Annotated in this window: 14 protein-coding genes; 7 read left to right on the forward strand and 7 right to left on the reverse strand. The window is 42.0% G+C overall.

The features are described from left to right. Nucleotides 1-56: 56 nt before the first annotated feature. A complete protein-coding gene (gene murC / locus QI031_RS13185) occupies nucleotides 57-1,544 on the reverse strand; it encodes a UDP-N-acetylmuramate--L-alanine ligase (RefSeq protein ID WP_281485584.1) in 1,488 nt (495 codons plus the stop codon). Between the two features lie 429 nt (nucleotides 1,545-1,973). Here murC and nadD point away from each other — a divergent pair, with 429 nt between their 5' ends. After that, nucleotides 1,974-2,624: a nicotinate (nicotinamide) nucleotide adenylyltransferase gene (gene nadD, locus QI031_RS13190; protein WP_281485585.1), complete on the forward strand. Its 651-nt coding sequence runs from the start codon at nucleotides 1,974-1,976 to the stop codon at nucleotides 2,622-2,624. A 117-nt stretch (nucleotides 2,625-2,741) separates the two neighbouring features. Then, the gene (locus tag QI031_RS13195) at nucleotides 2,742-3,755 is read left to right on the forward strand and encodes a type I glyceraldehyde-3-phosphate dehydrogenase (RefSeq protein ID WP_281485586.1); all 1,014 of its coding nucleotides are present in this window, start codon (nucleotides 2,742-2,744) and stop codon (nucleotides 3,753-3,755) included. Between the two features lie 55 nt (nucleotides 3,756-3,810). Here the strand turns inward: QI031_RS13195 and thiL are convergent, their stop codons facing one another. Further along, a complete protein-coding gene (gene thiL / locus QI031_RS13200; protein WP_281485587.1) occupies nucleotides 3,811-4,833 on the reverse strand; it encodes a thiamine-phosphate kinase in 1,023 nt (340 codons plus the stop codon). An 89-nt stretch (nucleotides 4,834-4,922) separates the two neighbouring features. Here thiL and QI031_RS13205 point away from each other — a divergent pair, with 89 nt between their 5' ends. Next, complete coding sequence (locus QI031_RS13205; RefSeq protein WP_281485588.1) at nucleotides 4,923-5,495, forward strand: Uma2 family endonuclease; 573 nt, start codon at nucleotides 4,923-4,925, stop codon at nucleotides 5,493-5,495. A 92-nt stretch (nucleotides 5,496-5,587) separates the two neighbouring features. Here QI031_RS13205 and QI031_RS13210 read toward each other — a convergent pair whose 3' ends face one another. Continuing rightward, a complete protein-coding gene (locus QI031_RS13210) occupies nucleotides 5,588-6,694 on the reverse strand; it encodes a peptidylprolyl isomerase (protein ID WP_281486015.1) in 1,107 nt (368 codons plus the stop codon). Nucleotides 6,695-6,861: 167 nt separating this feature from the next. Here QI031_RS13210 and efp point away from each other — a divergent pair, with 167 nt between their 5' ends. The 3 genes from efp (at nucleotide 6,862) to QI031_RS13225 (ending at nucleotide 8,512) form a co-directional block, all read left to right on the forward strand. Continuing rightward, nucleotides 6,862-7,419, forward strand: a complete 558-nt coding sequence (gene efp, locus QI031_RS13215; RefSeq protein ID WP_281485589.1) for an elongation factor P — start codon at nucleotides 6,862-6,864, stop codon at nucleotides 7,417-7,419. A 109-nt stretch (nucleotides 7,420-7,528) separates the two neighbouring features. Beyond that, nucleotides 7,529-8,086, forward strand: coding sequence for an acetyl-CoA carboxylase biotin carboxyl carrier protein (accB, locus tag QI031_RS13220; protein WP_281485590.1), 558 nt, complete (start codon nucleotides 7,529-7,531; stop codon nucleotides 8,084-8,086). Between the two features lie 78 nt (nucleotides 8,087-8,164). Then, nucleotides 8,165-8,512: an ArsR/SmtB family transcription factor gene (locus tag QI031_RS13225; protein WP_281485591.1), complete on the forward strand. Its 348-nt coding sequence runs from the start codon at nucleotides 8,165-8,167 to the stop codon at nucleotides 8,510-8,512. 128 nt (nucleotides 8,513-8,640) lie between these two features. Here the strand turns inward: QI031_RS13225 and QI031_RS13230 are convergent, their stop codons facing one another. Both QI031_RS13230 and QI031_RS13235 read right to left on the reverse strand, forming a co-directional pair. Next, on the reverse strand, nucleotides 8,641-9,258 hold the full coding sequence (locus QI031_RS13230) for a GerMN domain-containing protein (protein ID WP_281485592.1): 618 nt from the start codon (nucleotides 9,256-9,258) through the stop codon (nucleotides 8,641-8,643). Between the two features lie 348 nt (nucleotides 9,259-9,606). Beyond that, nucleotides 9,607-11,421 (reverse strand): proline--tRNA ligase, encoded by a 1,815-nt coding sequence (locus tag QI031_RS13235; RefSeq protein WP_281485593.1) that lies wholly within the window; start codon nucleotides 11,419-11,421, stop codon nucleotides 9,607-9,609. An 88-nt stretch (nucleotides 11,422-11,509) separates the two neighbouring features. On the opposite strand from QI031_RS13235, the gene QI031_RS13240 reads away from it, so the two are divergent. Continuing rightward, the gene (locus QI031_RS13240; protein ID WP_281485594.1) at nucleotides 11,510-12,892 is read left to right on the forward strand and encodes a 1-acyl-sn-glycerol-3-phosphate acyltransferase; all 1,383 of its coding nucleotides are present in this window, start codon (nucleotides 11,510-11,512) and stop codon (nucleotides 12,890-12,892) included. Between the two features lie 49 nt (nucleotides 12,893-12,941). Here QI031_RS13240 and QI031_RS13245 read toward each other — a convergent pair whose 3' ends face one another. Next, the gene (locus QI031_RS13245; RefSeq protein WP_281485595.1) at nucleotides 12,942-14,033 is read right to left on the reverse strand and encodes a hybrid sensor histidine kinase/response regulator; all 1,092 of its coding nucleotides are present in this window, start codon (nucleotides 14,031-14,033) and stop codon (nucleotides 12,942-12,944) included. A gap of 24 nt (nucleotides 14,034-14,057) precedes the next feature. After that, a complete protein-coding gene (locus QI031_RS13250) occupies nucleotides 14,058-15,500 on the reverse strand; it encodes an ATPase domain-containing protein (protein ID WP_281485596.1) in 1,443 nt (480 codons plus the stop codon). Nucleotides 15,501-15,690: the final 190 nt, after the last annotated feature.

The raw sequence follows: 15,690 nt of genomic DNA on the forward strand, positions 1-15,690 counted from the left end.
ATACTGCGAATCGATAGAACTTTTGCTAAGAGAATAAACCTCTAAGTACCCTCAATCTAGGATGTGGCTTTAGCAGGCTCACAAAGTGTTGTAATTATTTCTGGAATTACTTGATTGAGATTTCCAGCACCCAGAAACAGCGCTAAGTCTCCAGGGCGCAACGTTTGTAGCAAGAACTCGGACATCAAAGGTAAAGTGTGCTGATAAACCACTTGCGGGTGCTGTTTGGCAATTTCTACTGCCAGTTGTTCACCACTAATTTGCCCTAAATCGGCTTCGCCAGCACTGTATATATCGCTCAATACAACTAAATCAGCATGAGCAAAAGACTGGGCAAATTCTTCTAAAAAGGTCAGTGTGCGGCTATAACGATGGGGTTGGAAAATAGCAACAACTCTTTGCCCTGGCCTAGCTTGGAGGCGTGCAGCCGCGAGAGTGGCGCTAATTTCGCTGGGGTGATGGGCATAGTCATCAATGAAAGTAATACCATTAACTTCACCCCGAAACTCAAAGCGTCGTCTTGCTCCTTCAAAAGTAGCAATACCCTTAGCAATTTCTCCAAATTCTAAGCCCAGAACACGACCAACAGCTACTGCTGCTAAGGCATTACTGAGGTTATGCCGACTGAGCAGTCGCAATTTCAAAACTCCTAAAGCTTTGCCTTTTTCCCAAACAAGAGCTGTAGTCCCATCCGAGCGATAGTCAACATTGGTGACAGTATAATCAGCTTCAGTGTCTGAGTGGAGACTGTAGCTGATTGTTGGTTTGAGGCGATCGCCAAAGGCATTGCGTAGCAATTCGCGTACCGTTGCACAGTCAATACTACCGACTAAAATCTTACAACCAGCAGCAAATTTTTGAAAGGTATCAACTACCTCTTCTAATGTATCGTAATGGTCAGGATGATCTAGCTCAATATTAGTAATAATACCAATCTCAGGAGCATGTTTTACCAAAGAACCATCTGATTCGTCTGCCTCAGCTACTAGATATCGGCTTTGCCCTAATCGAGCATTACCTTCCCAAGCGTTGACTTCACCACCTACAAGAATCGTTGGATCTAAACCGGCTTCTAACAGCATGTATCCTATCATGCTACTAGTGGTAGTTTTTCCGTGAGTTCCTGCCACCCCAATGCTATAGTAATCGGCAATCAAAGCAGCTAGTACATCTGAACGATGTAAAATTGGACAACCTAATTCCAATGCTGCTTTGTATTCCAAATTGTTTGGATTAATTGCTGTTGAACAAATAACTTGGGGTAGTGTGGACTTATTAACAGTAGATAATGGTTCTTGTGAATTTAATAATACTCCATTAGGCGATACCTGAGGACGAAAGAATTCGAGATTACTTGCCTCTTGTCTGCCAAAAATATAAGCTCCGATAGATTCCAACTTGCGCGTAATATGATTTGAACGCAGATCGGAACCTGACACTGGTAATTGACGCTTTGCAAGAACGTATGCCAGAGCAGACATACCTATACCGCCAATACCAATAAAATGAAATGGTCTACCGCTAAAATCTACAGAATTACTCATTGATTACTCCTCTTACACCACACCATAATCACAAATGACACGCGTATCATAACAGGAATTTGTTTTTTACTGTAACTGACCCTGTATCATGTTTATACTGAATGTTCGCTTGATTTTATACTGTTGTTTTACTGATTGAGAATGATTTTACCTTGGTTAGAGGTTTTTGCCATTTCTAAACTGTTTTTAAGATTATTCTGAAAATTTCCGCCACATCGGGAAAGAAATTCTTGTAATGTCAAATACATGTTTTTGGATTCCTTACTGGTATTAGTTACAATAGGAAACTCTTAGCAAAACAGCTTTTAAATTGCATCAAGCTTAGCGAAACTGTTGTTGAATTGCATCAAGCTAAGGCACGAATTGAGTAGAATGGTACTTTGGTAGTGAAACTATTTCTCAATTGCATAGAGCCAGGGCATAAACTGGATGCAACAATTAGCAATTTTTGGTGGCACATTTGATCCTATTCATTGGGGACACTTACTCATAGCTCAAACAGCTTTATATCAAGTGTCTCTAGAAAAGATAATTTGGATACCGTCGTTCAATCCTCCTCATAAAAAAGCGATTTTGTTTGAGCATCGAGTCCAAATGCTGAAGCTGGCCGTAAGAGAAAACCCAGCGTTTACTATCTCATTAATTGAGATAAATCGATCTGGTAATTCTTATGCCATCAACACTTTGATTGACTTATCTGTTTTTTACCCAAATACTCACTGGCATTGGATAGTGGGCTTGGATACTTTCCAAACCTTACCCCGTTGGCATCGTAGACATGAACTAGTACAAATGTGTGATTGGTTAATCGCACCCCGACTGCTAAGTGGTGAGAATATAACTCAAAGCGAGTTAATCTGCAAGCAAGTGGAGCAACTACTTAAGGAGCAGTCACTTAATATTCGCTGGCAATTACTGAATATACCCTTAGTGGGAGTTTCGTCAAGTCTAATTCGTCAACTTTGCCACAATGACTCTGTTAAAATCCCAGGCGATCGCTCCTCAATCCGTTATCTAGTCCCAGAATCGGTGAGATCGTATATCACAGCCCACAATCTTTACTCAGATAAATCTGAATAAAACATGTGTTTTTTTTATGGATATAACACTTTACGGTTATGAATACCCCCCCCCTTTGCGATATGATTGGGGTCAAAGATATCAATTTATAGGCATAAATACAGAGGGCAAGACACTGTGATTAGAGTCGCAATCAACGGTTTTGGGCGTATTGGACGTAACTTTGCACGCTGCTGGATAGGAAGAGAAAATAGCCAACTTGACCTAGTAGCTATTAATGACACATCAGATCCCAGAACGAATGCTCACCTCCTAAAGTATGACTCGATGCTAGGAAAGTTAAGGGATGTTGACATTACTGCTGACGATAACTCTATCATCGTTAACGGTAAGACCATTAAATGCGTATCTGATCGCAATCCGGAAAACTTGCCTTGGAAAGAGTGGGATATTGACTTGATTATTGAGTCAACAGGTGTGTTCACCAGCAAGGATGGAGCAATGAAGCACATAAATGGCGGGGCCAAGAAGGTTCTGATCACTGCTCCTGGTAAAAATGAAGATGGTACTTTTGTGATGGGCGTGAATCATCACGACTACGATCACAACAAACACCACATCATTAGTAACGCTAGCTGTACTACAAACTGCTTGGCTCCTATCGCCAAAGTGTTGAACGATAAATTCGGAATCATCAAAGGCACGATGACCACTACCCACAGCTACACTGGTGATCAGCGCATATTAGACGCTTCCCACCGGGATTTGCGACGGGCAAGGGCAGCAGCCATCAACATCGTACCGACCTCTACTGGTGCAGCAAAAGCTGTGGCGCTGGTAATCCCAGACCTGAAAGGCAAGCTGAATGGTGTTGCCTTACGTGTACCTACCCCGAACGTTTCAATGGTAGATTTCGTAGTTCAGGTTGAGAAGCGTACTATTACGGAAGAAGTTAACCAAGCTCTCAAAGATGCTTCTGAAGGGCCACTCAAAGGCATTTTAGACTACAGTGAACTACAACTGGTATCGTCCGATTATCAAGGTACTGATGCTTCTTCGATTGTCGATGCCAGTTTGACTTTAGTTATGGGCAACGACATGGTGAAAGTCATGGCATGGTATGACAATGAATGGGGCTACAGCCAGCGAGTTCTTGATTTAGCTGAACTAGTAGCGCAAAAATGGGTTTAATTTAGTTAGTTGTGAATTGTGAGTGGTCAATTGTTTTAATACTAACGGCTATTGACTATTGACTAAAATGTTGAAAACCCTGGCTGAGGCTGAGAACTTGGTCAGGGGATTTTTGTTGTTGATCGTGTAATAGTACTTTTGATCCTGCTGTAATATTCCCTATAATAGCCGCACCTTGACCGAGCTGTTGCACAAATGTATCTGCTGGTTCTTTTGGTAAACACAGGACTAATTCAAAGTCTTCGCCACCATATAAAGCATATTTTAGTGCTTGCTCTTGTGTTAGCCAGTGGTTAAAAGCTTTAGGTAAAGGTATTTGCCTGTGTTCTAAGACTGCACCAACGCCACTAGCGCGGCAGATTTGTAAAACAGCATCTGCTAAACCATCGCTACTATCCATACCTGCGACAAGAATGGAGGATTGGGAAGATAAAATTTTCCACAATAATGGTAATACATCTAATCGTGGTTGTGGACGCTGGTGGGCTTTGATTAAAGCCGTTTTTTCCGCATCGTTGAGGTTTTGCCTTAATTCGGGATGCAAAAGCAATTGTAAGCCAGCGTGGGCAGCTCCATGTACACCTGTGACTACGATCGCATCTCCTACAACAGCGGCAGAACGGCGAATAATTTTATTGGGAACAACTTGACCAAAAGCAGTGATTGCCAAAGTTGTTACAGGCGATCGCACAACATCACCACCAACAATTGAGGTATGGTATCTTTGCAGGCATTCTGTCATTCCCTGGTACAAGCGCTCAACCCAACTGACGCTAACTTCTCCAGGCAAACCCAACCCAACAGTAATACCTACAGGAGTAGCACCCATTGCCGCTAAATCTGATAAATTAGCCGCAGCAGCTCGCCAGCCGGCATCTTCAGGGGAAGTGGTGATATGACTAAAATGCACCCCATCAACCAGTATATCTGTTGTCACCACTAAAGATTGTCCTGGTTCCGTCACCAAAACAGCTGCGTCATCCCCAATAATTTCAACAGGGCAGAAGCGCTGCAACCTTTGCAAAAGATTTTGTTCACCAAGATCTTGTACTTTTAGGGAAGATAACTCACTGTTCATAATTAATATCTCCCAACTTTAAAATTGCTTTTCTCAGTAGGAACTTACTTTAAAGTTACGATCAAAGTATCGCTTAGGAGTCAGTTGGGATGCTAACAACACCAGTAACCAGCATCACGTTTGAAGAATATTTAACCTATGATGATGGCACAGGTTTTCATTATGAATTGGTGGATGGCAAATTAGAGCTAATGAATCCACCTACAATTGAACATTTTTTGATTACCAAATTTCTTGAGCAAGCGCTAGACGCAGAAATTCAGCGATGTAGCTTTCCTTGGCTGTGTTTTCGAGAAAGTGGGGTGAGAACGGGTAGAAGTAAATCTCGTTTGACTGATTTATGTGTGGTGACGCTGGAACAAGCAAGAGAATTGATCAATGTTTCAGCAGTATTTCAGTCACCTCCTTTATTAATTATAGAGGTAGTCAGTCCAGAATCGGTAAAACGAGACTATCGCCATAAAAGATCCGAATATGCGGCGTTGGAGGTTCCTGAATATTGGATTGTAGATCCGATGGCTGCAAAGATTTCAATTTTATTACTGGAAGAAGGACTATACGAAGAAACCGTGTTTACTGCCAGTCAGCAAATAATATCACAGGTTTTTCCAGAATTGGCGATCGCAGCTGATCAGGTGTTCAGTGCTGGAAATCTTGGTTAAAAGATAAAGGATAAAGAATAAGCAATAAAACTAAGGCTAAAGCCTTGACTACAAAAGAAATAACGCTTCATTCTTTATCCTTCACACTTTATTTATGCTGCTTGGGGTTCAACTAAATTTTCTATTCCTTGAACGACAGTTGCCGATTCAATTTTGTCACCCTCTTTGAGTTTATCCAAAATTTCTTTACCTTCGGTGAGATAGCCAAAAACGGCGTAGCGACCATCTAAAAGATTGCGCCCGGCTGGGGTAAGTTCTGGTTCAAATAGAAAGAAGAAAAATTGTGAAGAACCGCCATTAACTTCAGTTTCAGGACGAGCCATTGCCAATGCACCAAAGGAAGAAAAAGGCAATACAGGCATATCAAGATAACGGCCAGCTTGTTCGAGAGTAATGCCATAAGTGGGTTCTGTGTCACCTTCAACTAGAACCTCTAAGGGAACGGCACGGTATTTATTAGTTTTGGGATCAATAAAGCCTACCTCTTTTCCTGGTGGGTCTCCGGTTTGCAGCACGTAAGATTCTTCGGAACGGGTAAATTGTAAGCCGTTATAAAAACCTCGTTGTACTAAATCCACAAAGTTTCCAGCTGTGACAGGAGCGCTGTAACCATCGACTACTAAAGTTAGATTACCTTTAGTAGTTTTCATTTCGACAGTGGCACGACCTTTGAGCTGCGGTAAGTTACTGTACTCGGTAGGTACTTCAAAGGGAAATCCCTTCACCATTGATTCTTCTAATTGGGTGATGAGATTGAGCAGTTTGTTTCTGCCTTCGATAATTTGTTCCTTGTCTTTGACGTTTACCGATTCTTGTAGTGCATCTACCCCAGATTTCAATTCAGAAATCCAAGCTTTTGCTTGGGACTGGCGTTCTTCGGGAACGCTTGCTAGGATTTTGTCAGGTTGATCGAGAACACGGGATGCTTTTTTGAGGTCTTTAGATATAGCACCCCACCGCCGATTAGCTCGCAGTTGGGTAGAAATGTCTTCTAGACTGGCTTGTAGTTGCCGTACTGGTTCATTTTCTATCGGGAGTGCATACCGCAACAAAGCCTTGCCGTCGGTAATTGCATTTCCTGCTGGCAGGGCAGCGTTACTGGAGAAAGTCCAGCCAGCAGTATTTATGCCTAAAAATATTGTTACCAACAATATTATCGTTAGGCTGTTCTTCAGCCAGGATTTAAATAGGTTGAACATGGGATTGCTTAAATTCGGCATCAAATTGTTGACTAGGCGTAACCCATCAATCATCTTCCCACAGTACTAGTGCTGAGTCTAACGACAAATGACAGATGACAAATGACCAATGACCACCCCAGAAGGGTACAATAAATGCCGATTGTCTTCCAAAATTTGAAAGCTTCATGATCTCTAGTAACGACTTTCGACCCGGTGTTTCAATTGTCTTAGATGGGTCTGTATGGCGAGTGGTGGAATTTCTCCACGTTAAGCCAGGTAAAGGCTCTGCCTTTGTGCGGACTAAACTGAAAAGTGTCCAAACTGGGAGTGTGGTAGAAAAAACATTCCGGGCTGGGGAAACAGTGCCACAAGCCACCCTAGAAAAAAGAACGATGCAGCATACCTATAAAGAAGGCGATGAGTTTGTCTTTATGGATATGGAAACCTACGAAGAAAATAGATTGAGCGCAGCCCAAATTGGCGATCGCGTTAAATATCTTAAAGAAGGTATGGAAGCTAACGTCGTTCGTTGGGGCGAACAAGTGCTAGAAGTGGAACTGCCTAACTCTGTAGCCCTGGAAGTGGTTGAAACAGATCCAGGTGTCAAAGGTGATACTGCCACAGGTGGTACTAAACCAGCGGTGTTGGAAACGGGCGCAACTGTAATGGTTCCCTTATTTATTTCTCAAGGAGAACGCATTAAAATTGATACCCGTGATGATAAATACTTAGGCAGGGAATAAGTTTTATTTCATCCCTAAAAAAATTCTCATTGCAATCCCTAAATAGGGATTAAATTCTGGCGACACTTAATGATAATTAATTTACAGATAGGTCGAGGTAATAAAAACTGTGCCATTGGACTTTAATGAAATCCGCCAACTGCTGACAACTATTGCCCAAACAGATATTGCCGAAGTCACACTCAAAAGTGAAGACTTTGAACTAACGGTGCGTAAAGCTGGTAACGTTAGCAGTCACATTGCGTCAGTAGCTCAAGCAGCATCAAATAGTTTGGTTAGTTCGGGAACAACATCGATTTCACCGATAGGCACACAAATAGCACCACCTCCAATGTTAGAGGTGAAGACAAATCGCGTTTTAGATAATGCCGTAAGTAGTTCTAATGTGCAGTTATCAGCCAATCCTCCCGCAACAATTGATCACAAATGGGTGGAAGTACCTTCGCCGATGGTGGGAACCTTTTACCGCGCTCCTGCGCCCGGTGAGGCATCATTTGTAGAGGTAGGCGATCGCGTCCGCAAAGGTCAAACAGTCTGTATTATTGAAGCTATGAAGCTGATGAATGAAATTGAAGTTGAAGTATCTGGGCAAGTAGTGGAGATTCTTGTTGAAAATGGCGACCCAGTAGAATATGGTCATCCTTTGATGCGAATTAAGCCTGATTAAGTATTAATGTATATATCAAATGATTCATTAATATCAATGAGTCATTGCTAAAACTGTCAGATCTGCGGGTCAATCCTGATGAAACAAGCGTTGCCTGTACCGCCGGAAGTGGTGCAACAAGTGGCCGAATACTTCAGCCTGTTAAGTGAGCCGATGCGCCTACGGTTGTTACACTTATTACGGGATGAAGAGAAATGCGTGCAAGAATTGGTAGAGGCAACACAGACTTCACAAGCAAATGTGTCCAAACACCTTAAAGTAATGTGGCAAGCAGGAATCCTGAGCCGCCGCAGTGAAGGGACTTGTGCTTACTACCGGGTGGAAGATGAAATGATTTTTGAATTGTGCAATCGGGTTTGCGATCGCCTCGCCACTAGGCTAGAACAGCAAGCTCGTAGCTTCAGGGTGCTAAATAGCAAGCTTTAAGTTAGTTGTTAGTTGTCAGTTGTCAGTTGCTACTAAGTATAAATACTTTAAATAATACTAGTTATGGTATTATCAGTTGTCATTTTCTACTGACCACTGACCACTGACCACTGACCACTGACTATTAACTAAAGCGGATAGTTTTGTTTAAATTTTTCACGAGTTAACGGTTGCTGTAATTCCACACCTTCGCCACCTAAAACGTCTAACTGTTTGCCGTTCACATCAATGTAAACCTTGGCGTTAGGATTTAATGTTGTAGCAGTGTAGACTATTTGTCCTACACGACCAACCATTGAAGTGCTACCACCACCCTTGGTAAAATCTTCAGATAAATTGACGTGAACTTCATCATTGTTCACTTTTAGTCCCAGCAATTTAGTTCCTTTGGGGATGGTTGTAGCATCTGTTCCTTCTGTTGGCCCTTCTAACAAGCTTTGAAAAGCTTTTTCTAGAATTTGGTTAGGTTGTGTAGCCGCTATTTGAACTGGTTGGGGAACTAAATCTACACTTTTTTCTTTTGGTTTTAACCAATAAATATTTGCAGTTTTTTCGTTACCTTGCTGTGTGGTTGATGGCTGTGATTGCCCTGGCTGAGTTATTGTTTGAGAGGATTTTGACGGTGTAGTGGGGTTGGTGGAGTTCCAGGTTAACCAAGCTACGCCGCCACTTACGGCTAAAACCGCAGCTGAAACGGCTGCAATTACACCTGAAGAAATACGGTTAGATCCTTGTTGGTCTGTCATATTTAAAACCTTCCTGACTAAGAACTGAGATAATTTTTTTTGTGAAGAGCAGCCTGGTTAAGGACGATACTGACAAGTGGAGAGTTTCCTAAAACTTAAATGATGACTTAATACTTCAAAAATGTTGCGGTTATGCAAAACCGCTCTATTCTAGGGAGCTTGTCTTTTATTTTAGAATTTTCCTTTGTAATCCGTCACCTGCCAAATTATGTAAATCGATAAATCTCAATCTTTTCTTGAGATTCTTGACAATCACAAAGCAAAATAACGCAGAGTATTTGCTCTGTGCGAATCTGTAGAAATTTCAGCACTAAGACATTTTTCTATGTATAAATTTGTCTATGGCATTTAATTTTTAGCTGCTATTGCTGCTGCAATCCACTGTTGGAGTGTAGTTGTAACTTCCGCAATGACAATTTCTTGAGATTTACGAGTTGCTCTTTCTACAACTTCGACTTTGCCATTAGCGATCGCTCGTCCAGTGACTATTCTGTAAGGGATGCCAATTAAATCAGCGTCTTTGAATTTTACTCCTGCTCGTTCATCGCGGTCATCTAATAAAGTTTCAACGCCAGCTTGATTAAGTTCGGTGTAGAGTTGTTGAGCAATCTGAACTTGTTGAGCATCATTAATATTAGGAATTGTGACGATCGCGTGGTAAGGTGCGATCGCAACTGGCCAAATAATGCCATCTTGATCGTAAGATTGCTCTACTGCCGATTGCGCCAAACGTGAGACACCGACTCCATAACAACCCATAAGTAGGGGCTTTTCTTCACCTTGTTCATTGGTATAAGTTGCTCCCATTGCTTGGGAATATTTAGTACCTAATTGGAAGATATGACCGACTTCAATTCCACGAGCGCTGAAGAGAGTTTGTTCTGGATTATGGACGGCGCGATCGCCTAGTCTTGCTTTACGTATATCTACTATTTGAATTGGTAGTTTAAATTGCTCACCCCAATTGGCTCCAACTACGTGATAGCCAGTCTCATTTGCACCTGTTACGAAGTTTTTTAAATCAACAGTTGTTTGATCTACCAAGCGGACAAACTGAGAATGGATCTGTTTATCGCCTTTAATATATTCATCAGCAATATCAGGAGCAATGTATCCTAAAGGCAGAGATTTAGCTGTCCATGTTTGCTGGGTTTCTACATTGGGTACATCTAAAGCAATAATAGTTTTAGCACCATAATCAGCAGCTATTTTGGTCAATTCATTCTGCAATTTGACCTCATTTACTTCCTGATCGCCGCGAATGCTCACCAAAACCAAAACTGTCATTCCATTGTCGTAAACTGTTTGATAAAGAACATTTTTCACAACTTGGGTAGGAGAACATTTGAGGAGTTGACAGAGCTTTTCAATCGAATCTGTTCCAGGTGTATCGTGTTTCTGATATGTTGTAAACTGTGAAGCTTCTGCATCAATTGGTAAAGAAACTGCTTTTTCGACGTTAGCGGCATATTTGCCATCCTCGGTGTAAAGAACTTCGTCTTCACCAGCTTCTGCCAACACCATAAATTCTGTCGAACCAGAGCCACCAATCGCCCCAGAATCAGCTTCCACAGCCCGGAAAGCTAAACCAGAACGCCGCAGCATGTTTGTATATGCTTGATACATATCCTGGTAAGTTTCCTTGAGGCTGGTTTCATCGACGTGGAATGAATAGCCGTCTTTCATAATAAATTCCCGCCCACGCATTAAACCAAAGCGGGGACGAATTTCATCGCGGAATTTGGTTTGAATTTGGTAAAGATGCAGCGGTAATTGCCGATAAGAGCGAATCATCTCACGGGCAATTGTTGTGATCACTTCCTCATGAGTGGGGCCTAATCCTAATTGTTGCTCCCGGCGGTCAATTAAGGAGAACATGATACCCTCGGCTTTGGTGTAGGTATCCCAGCGTCCTGATTCCTTCCATAAATCCGCTGGCTGTAATTGAGGAAGCAGACATTCTTGTGCGCCTGTAGCGTTCATCTCTTCTCGGACAATTTGGGAAACTTTTTGTAGTACTCGCCACATCAATGGCAAATAAGCATAAATACCGCTACCGATGCGACGAATATAACCTGCACGGAGTAATAATTTATGACTAGGAATCTCAGCATCAGCTGGATCATCCCGGAGTGTAACGAATAACATTTGTGACAGTCGCATCGTTTATTGCCTTTCCAAAATTGCTAGTCTCTCAAATTCGGTTAATCTAAAATCTCTAATTGAATTGCAACTTGAGGAGAAAACTACCTTGTCAAATGTAATTTATCAAGCGCAGCCACCTTTAGAATTTATCCCTCCGAAGTTCAATCCGCTATTTTTAGGAGCTGTGCATCTGTTGCTACCAAGTTGGATTAGTTGGCAAACAGCTATTACCCAAATTGAAGCAGATAACATAGAGGTTTTAGTGGATCTTTATCGCCAGTTTCAAGCAGGTAAAATCCGCTTCATGCTAGCATTTCGCCATCCTAAAATAGACGATCCATTTTGTTTAACCTATTTGTTTTCTCAACTCGTGCCAAGGGTAGCACGAGAGCAGGGTACAGTACTACAATCTCCAATTCACGCTCATTTTATCTACGATCGCGGCATTCCTCTATGGGCTGGTTCTTATGTTGGTTGGGTAGCTTCGCGTATAGGTGCAACTCCCATTCAGCGGGGTAAGGCTGACTGGACAGGGTTACGTTCGGCGCGTGACTTGTTTGCCAACGGCAAATTTCCGATGGCTGCTGCACCAGAAGGAGGTACTAATGGTCTTTCAGAGAAGGTTAGCCCTTTAGAACCTGGGATTGCCCAATTAGGCTTTTGGTGTGCTGAAGATTTGCACAAAGACAATCGTGCCGAGCAGGTTTTTATTGTACCAGTTGGAATTAAATATAGTTACGTTGACACACCTTGGAGGGCGATCGCTGGGCTTTTAAGTGAATTAGAAGCAGCCAGTGGTTTGCAGATCAATTCAGCTAATCAAGGCAATATTCCTTGTCTGGAGTCACTTTATCCGCGATTGTTGACTTTGGCAGAACATTTACTTGCTTTGATGGAGAAATTTTACACGCGGTTTTATCATCAAAACTTGCCGGATGTGAAAACAGAAATTAGTGATCGAAATGAAGCTCTAGCAGTACGTTTACAAGCTTTATTGAATACAGCCCTGCAAATACCAGAACAGTATTTTGACTTACAAGCGAATGGAAAATTAAGCGATCGCTGTCGGCGAGTAGAACAGGCTGCCTGGAATTATATGTTTAGAGAAGATTTTAAGGATGTTAAAGCTTTATCGCCTGTAGAAAAAGCTTTAGGCGATCGGGTTGCTGAAGAAGCAAACGCCCGGATGTGGCACATGCGTTTAGTAGAAAGTTTTGTGGTAGTTTCTGGTAATTATATCCGTGAAAAACCGACACTAGAAAGATTTGCAGAGACAACTTTGATTTTATGGCAGATGATTGCTCGCATCAAAGGCGATCAAACGTCCCAGCGCCCGCAGTTAGGTAAACAACAGGTAAAAATGACGATTGGTGAGCCAATCTCTGTATCAGAGCGTTACCCAACATATAAAAAAAATCGTTTGGGTGCGAGACAAGCTGTTGCTGATTTAACGAATGATTTACAGCAGGTAATGGAGGAGTTGATTTGATTTTTGAGAGGCTGCGAGATCTCCGACTTCTTTAAGTCGGGGATCTGACCTAAGCAAGAGGTAGGGTGACAGTAAAAGTTGTGCCAACGTTGATTTCACTTGTGAGTGAGATGGTTCCACCATATTGATCAACTGCCTGTTTGACAATAACTAATCCCAATCCAGTACCCGGAACATTACCCACATTGGTTGCTCGGTAAAATGCGTCAAACAATTTTTGTTGGTCTTGAGGAGAAATCCCAATTCCTTGATCTTGAACTTGAAAGACTACGGCTTCTGGTCGGATTTTGACTTTAAAGTAAACAATGCTATCAGACGATGAGTACTTAAGGGCATTAGATAAAAGATTAGTTAAAATTTGTTGCAATAAAGTTTGATCAAAATAGACCTCATTATCTTCACCTTCATGAACAAAATCAATAGTGCGAGGTTCATCTAGGCTGAGTTTAATTTCTTCGATTAAATTGTGACAAAATAGCTTAAGAGCGATCGCCACAGGATTTAAGGTCAAACTATTCGCTTCAGATTTAATTGTGATTAATACATCATCAAGCAGTACATTCATTCGCCGCGCTGCCTTTTGAATACGCTGCAAAAAGTCAGCTTGCTGAGTTGGAGAAAGGTTACGTTTTGTTTCTAAAAGTCGCGTAAAACCCAAAATAGTGTTTAGAGGATTACGAAACTCATGAGAGGCGATCGCAATAAAACGTGATTTTAAGTCGTTGAGTTTTCGTTCGCGGATTAATGAAGCGTCAAGTTGCAGTGAGAATCGCCGCGATCGCAACAACATTTCTACACGCACCCGTAACTCTGTTTTTTCGATTGGTTTTGTAATCAATTCATCAATACTTTCCCAGAGATTCCGGGTAATAAGTTTCACATCTGGGTGAGAGGTGATTAGCAGAACGGGTAGAAAGACAGGTTGCTCTTGCTGCTTTCTAGCCTGAATTTTTTCCCACAAATAAGTCAGCGCCACACCATCGAGAATGCATAAGTCAAATGGTTCATTCAAAAGCAACGAAGCTGGCTTTGATTGGGCGGTCAAATTTCCTACGCTGATCTCATAATATTGCTTGAGGTATTCCACCAGCAGACGGCGGTTTTCGGATTGCTTTAGTAATATTAAAATCTGCGCCATCATTTATCTGTGCTAAATGAAATAGTCCTAATCAGCGTCTTTGATAAATTCTGGCATACCACTTAAGATTCCGCGCAGTTTGTTCAGCGGTTGCCCTACTTTCACACCATAGCGGCTAATTTCAAACTCACGCACGCTTTTTTCAAAGTTGCTCATGCGCTTTTTCAAAACCCCAATGGCACGCCGCAGTTCACCTTTGATTTCCAAATATCGCAGAAAGATAATATTATCTGCTAAATAACTAATGCCAATTTCTGTAGCGTGAAAGTCACCAGTAATGTTTTCCACTTCGTTCACTAATAGCACGGCAACGCCCATATTTTGCAGATATTTACATAGTGCATGGATGTTGCTGAGCAAGTCTTCACCTCGCACCGAAAGACGATAGCCAGAGAGACTGTCAATCATCACAATTTGTACATTGTGTTGCTCTACTTCTTGACGCACCATATAAGCAAATTCGTCGGGCGAGTACCGCAATGGCTCGATTTGAACTACCGAAAGCGTTCCCTGCCGTAACATCACATCTACAGCAATATTGATGCCCCTAGAACGTTGTAACAGCGTTTCTCTGCTTTCTTCAAAAGAATAAATAACAGACCGTTCGCCCCGTCCGGCAGCCTCTTTCATAAATTGGCAACCAAGGGTACTCTTGCCCACTCCACTTGGCCCTGTAAGCACAGTAATACTGCCGCGTTCAATGCCACCGTTTAGTAGTTCATCAATTTCAGGAATCCCAGAGGAAATCGTTTCGATTGTAAAGGCATGGCTGTAAACATTTGGCACTAGTTTAGGAAAAAGCACCATCCCTTTTTGGGTTAATTGAATTGAATGGTGTCCGCCTCGAAAATCACTCCCGCGAAATTTTGAGACACAAAGGAAACGCTCATGATTCTCAAGACTTAAATTGATCACACCATCACTCATGAACTGTAAATCATCATCCGGTGCTTCTTGACTGTCCTCCGAGGTGAATAATATGGTTGCTTTACTTTCTCTCAAAAACCGCAAAAATGACAGCACTTGCTTGCGAAACTGAAAGGCATTAGTTGAAAAATATCGGAACTGCGTGATTGAGTCAATAAAAATGCGCTGCGGCTTTAAAGATTCAACTTGGTCTACAATGGCGCGGGTCATGGGTTCCCGTTCTACCTCAGCTGGAGAAAAAATATCGTAGGTTTGAACTTGAGCAAAAAATTCAGTTGTCGGACTAAGATCGAGAAATTTAGTTGTTTGCAAATTTAAGCCTAACCCTTGAGCAGCACTTTGAAGTTGAACCACGGGTTCCTCTAGGGTAATGAATAAACTTGATTCGCCATTTTCGGCTCCTGCTGCCAAAAAATGTAAGCCAACCGTCGTTTTGCCCGTTCCAGGCTCTCCGCGCACTAGGTAAGCTCGATTAGAAAGATAGCCGCCATTGAGAACTTCATTGAGTCCCAAAACGCCTGACTGTAAACGTTTTTCGACCATCTTAATCTAGCCTTTGCTAACACCGATTTAAAGATACTGTGATTTAGAGATGAGTAAAGTCAAATCTTTTTTGAGTTTAATTACTCAACCTTTACCTAAATGTCAAAAGCTGAGATTTAAGTAAGTGAATCAAAACAATATAGTACATCAGACAGCGTCAGAGCGATCGCTTGCACGTGACTATGAGCAA

Origin of the sequence: Halotia branconii CENA392 (genome assembly GCF_029953635.1) — a bacterium.
Taxonomy (GTDB): Bacteria; Cyanobacteriota; Cyanobacteriia; order Cyanobacteriales; family Nostocaceae; genus Halotia; species Halotia branconii.

Bases quoted from the DNA above. Each gene is read 5' to 3' on its own strand.
- murC (WP_281485584.1), bottom strand. From the start codon at position 1,544: ATGAGTAATTCTGTAGATTTTAGCGGTAGACCATTTCATTTTATTGGT.
- nadD (WP_281485585.1), top strand. From the start codon at position 1,974: ATGCAACAATTAGCAATTTTTGGTGGCACATTTGATCCTATTCATTGG.
- thiL (WP_281485587.1), bottom strand. From the start codon at position 4,833: ATGAACAGTGAGTTATCTTCCCTAAAAGTACAAGATCTTGGTGAACAA.
- QI031_RS13205 (WP_281485588.1), top strand. From the start codon at position 4,923: ATGCTAACAACACCAGTAACCAGCATCACGTTTGAAGAATATTTAACC.
- QI031_RS13210 (WP_281486015.1), bottom strand. From the start codon at position 6,694: ATGTTCAACCTATTTAAATCCTGGCTGAAGAACAGCCTAACGATAATA.
- efp (WP_281485589.1), top strand. From the start codon at position 6,862: ATGATCTCTAGTAACGACTTTCGACCCGGTGTTTCAATTGTCTTAGAT.
- QI031_RS13225 (WP_281485591.1), top strand. From the start codon at position 8,165: ATGAAACAAGCGTTGCCTGTACCGCCGGAAGTGGTGCAACAAGTGGCC.
- QI031_RS13230 (WP_281485592.1), bottom strand. From the start codon at position 9,258: ATGACAGACCAACAAGGATCTAACCGTATTTCTTCAGGTGTAATTGCA.
- QI031_RS13235 (WP_281485593.1), bottom strand. From the start codon at position 11,421: ATGCGACTGTCACAAATGTTATTCGTTACACTCCGGGATGATCCAGCT.
- QI031_RS13245 (WP_281485595.1), bottom strand. From the start codon at position 14,033: ATGATGGCGCAGATTTTAATATTACTAAAGCAATCCGAAAACCGCCGT.
- QI031_RS13250 (WP_281485596.1), bottom strand. From the start codon at position 15,500: ATGGTCGAAAAACGTTTACAGTCAGGCGTTTTGGGACTCAATGAAGTT.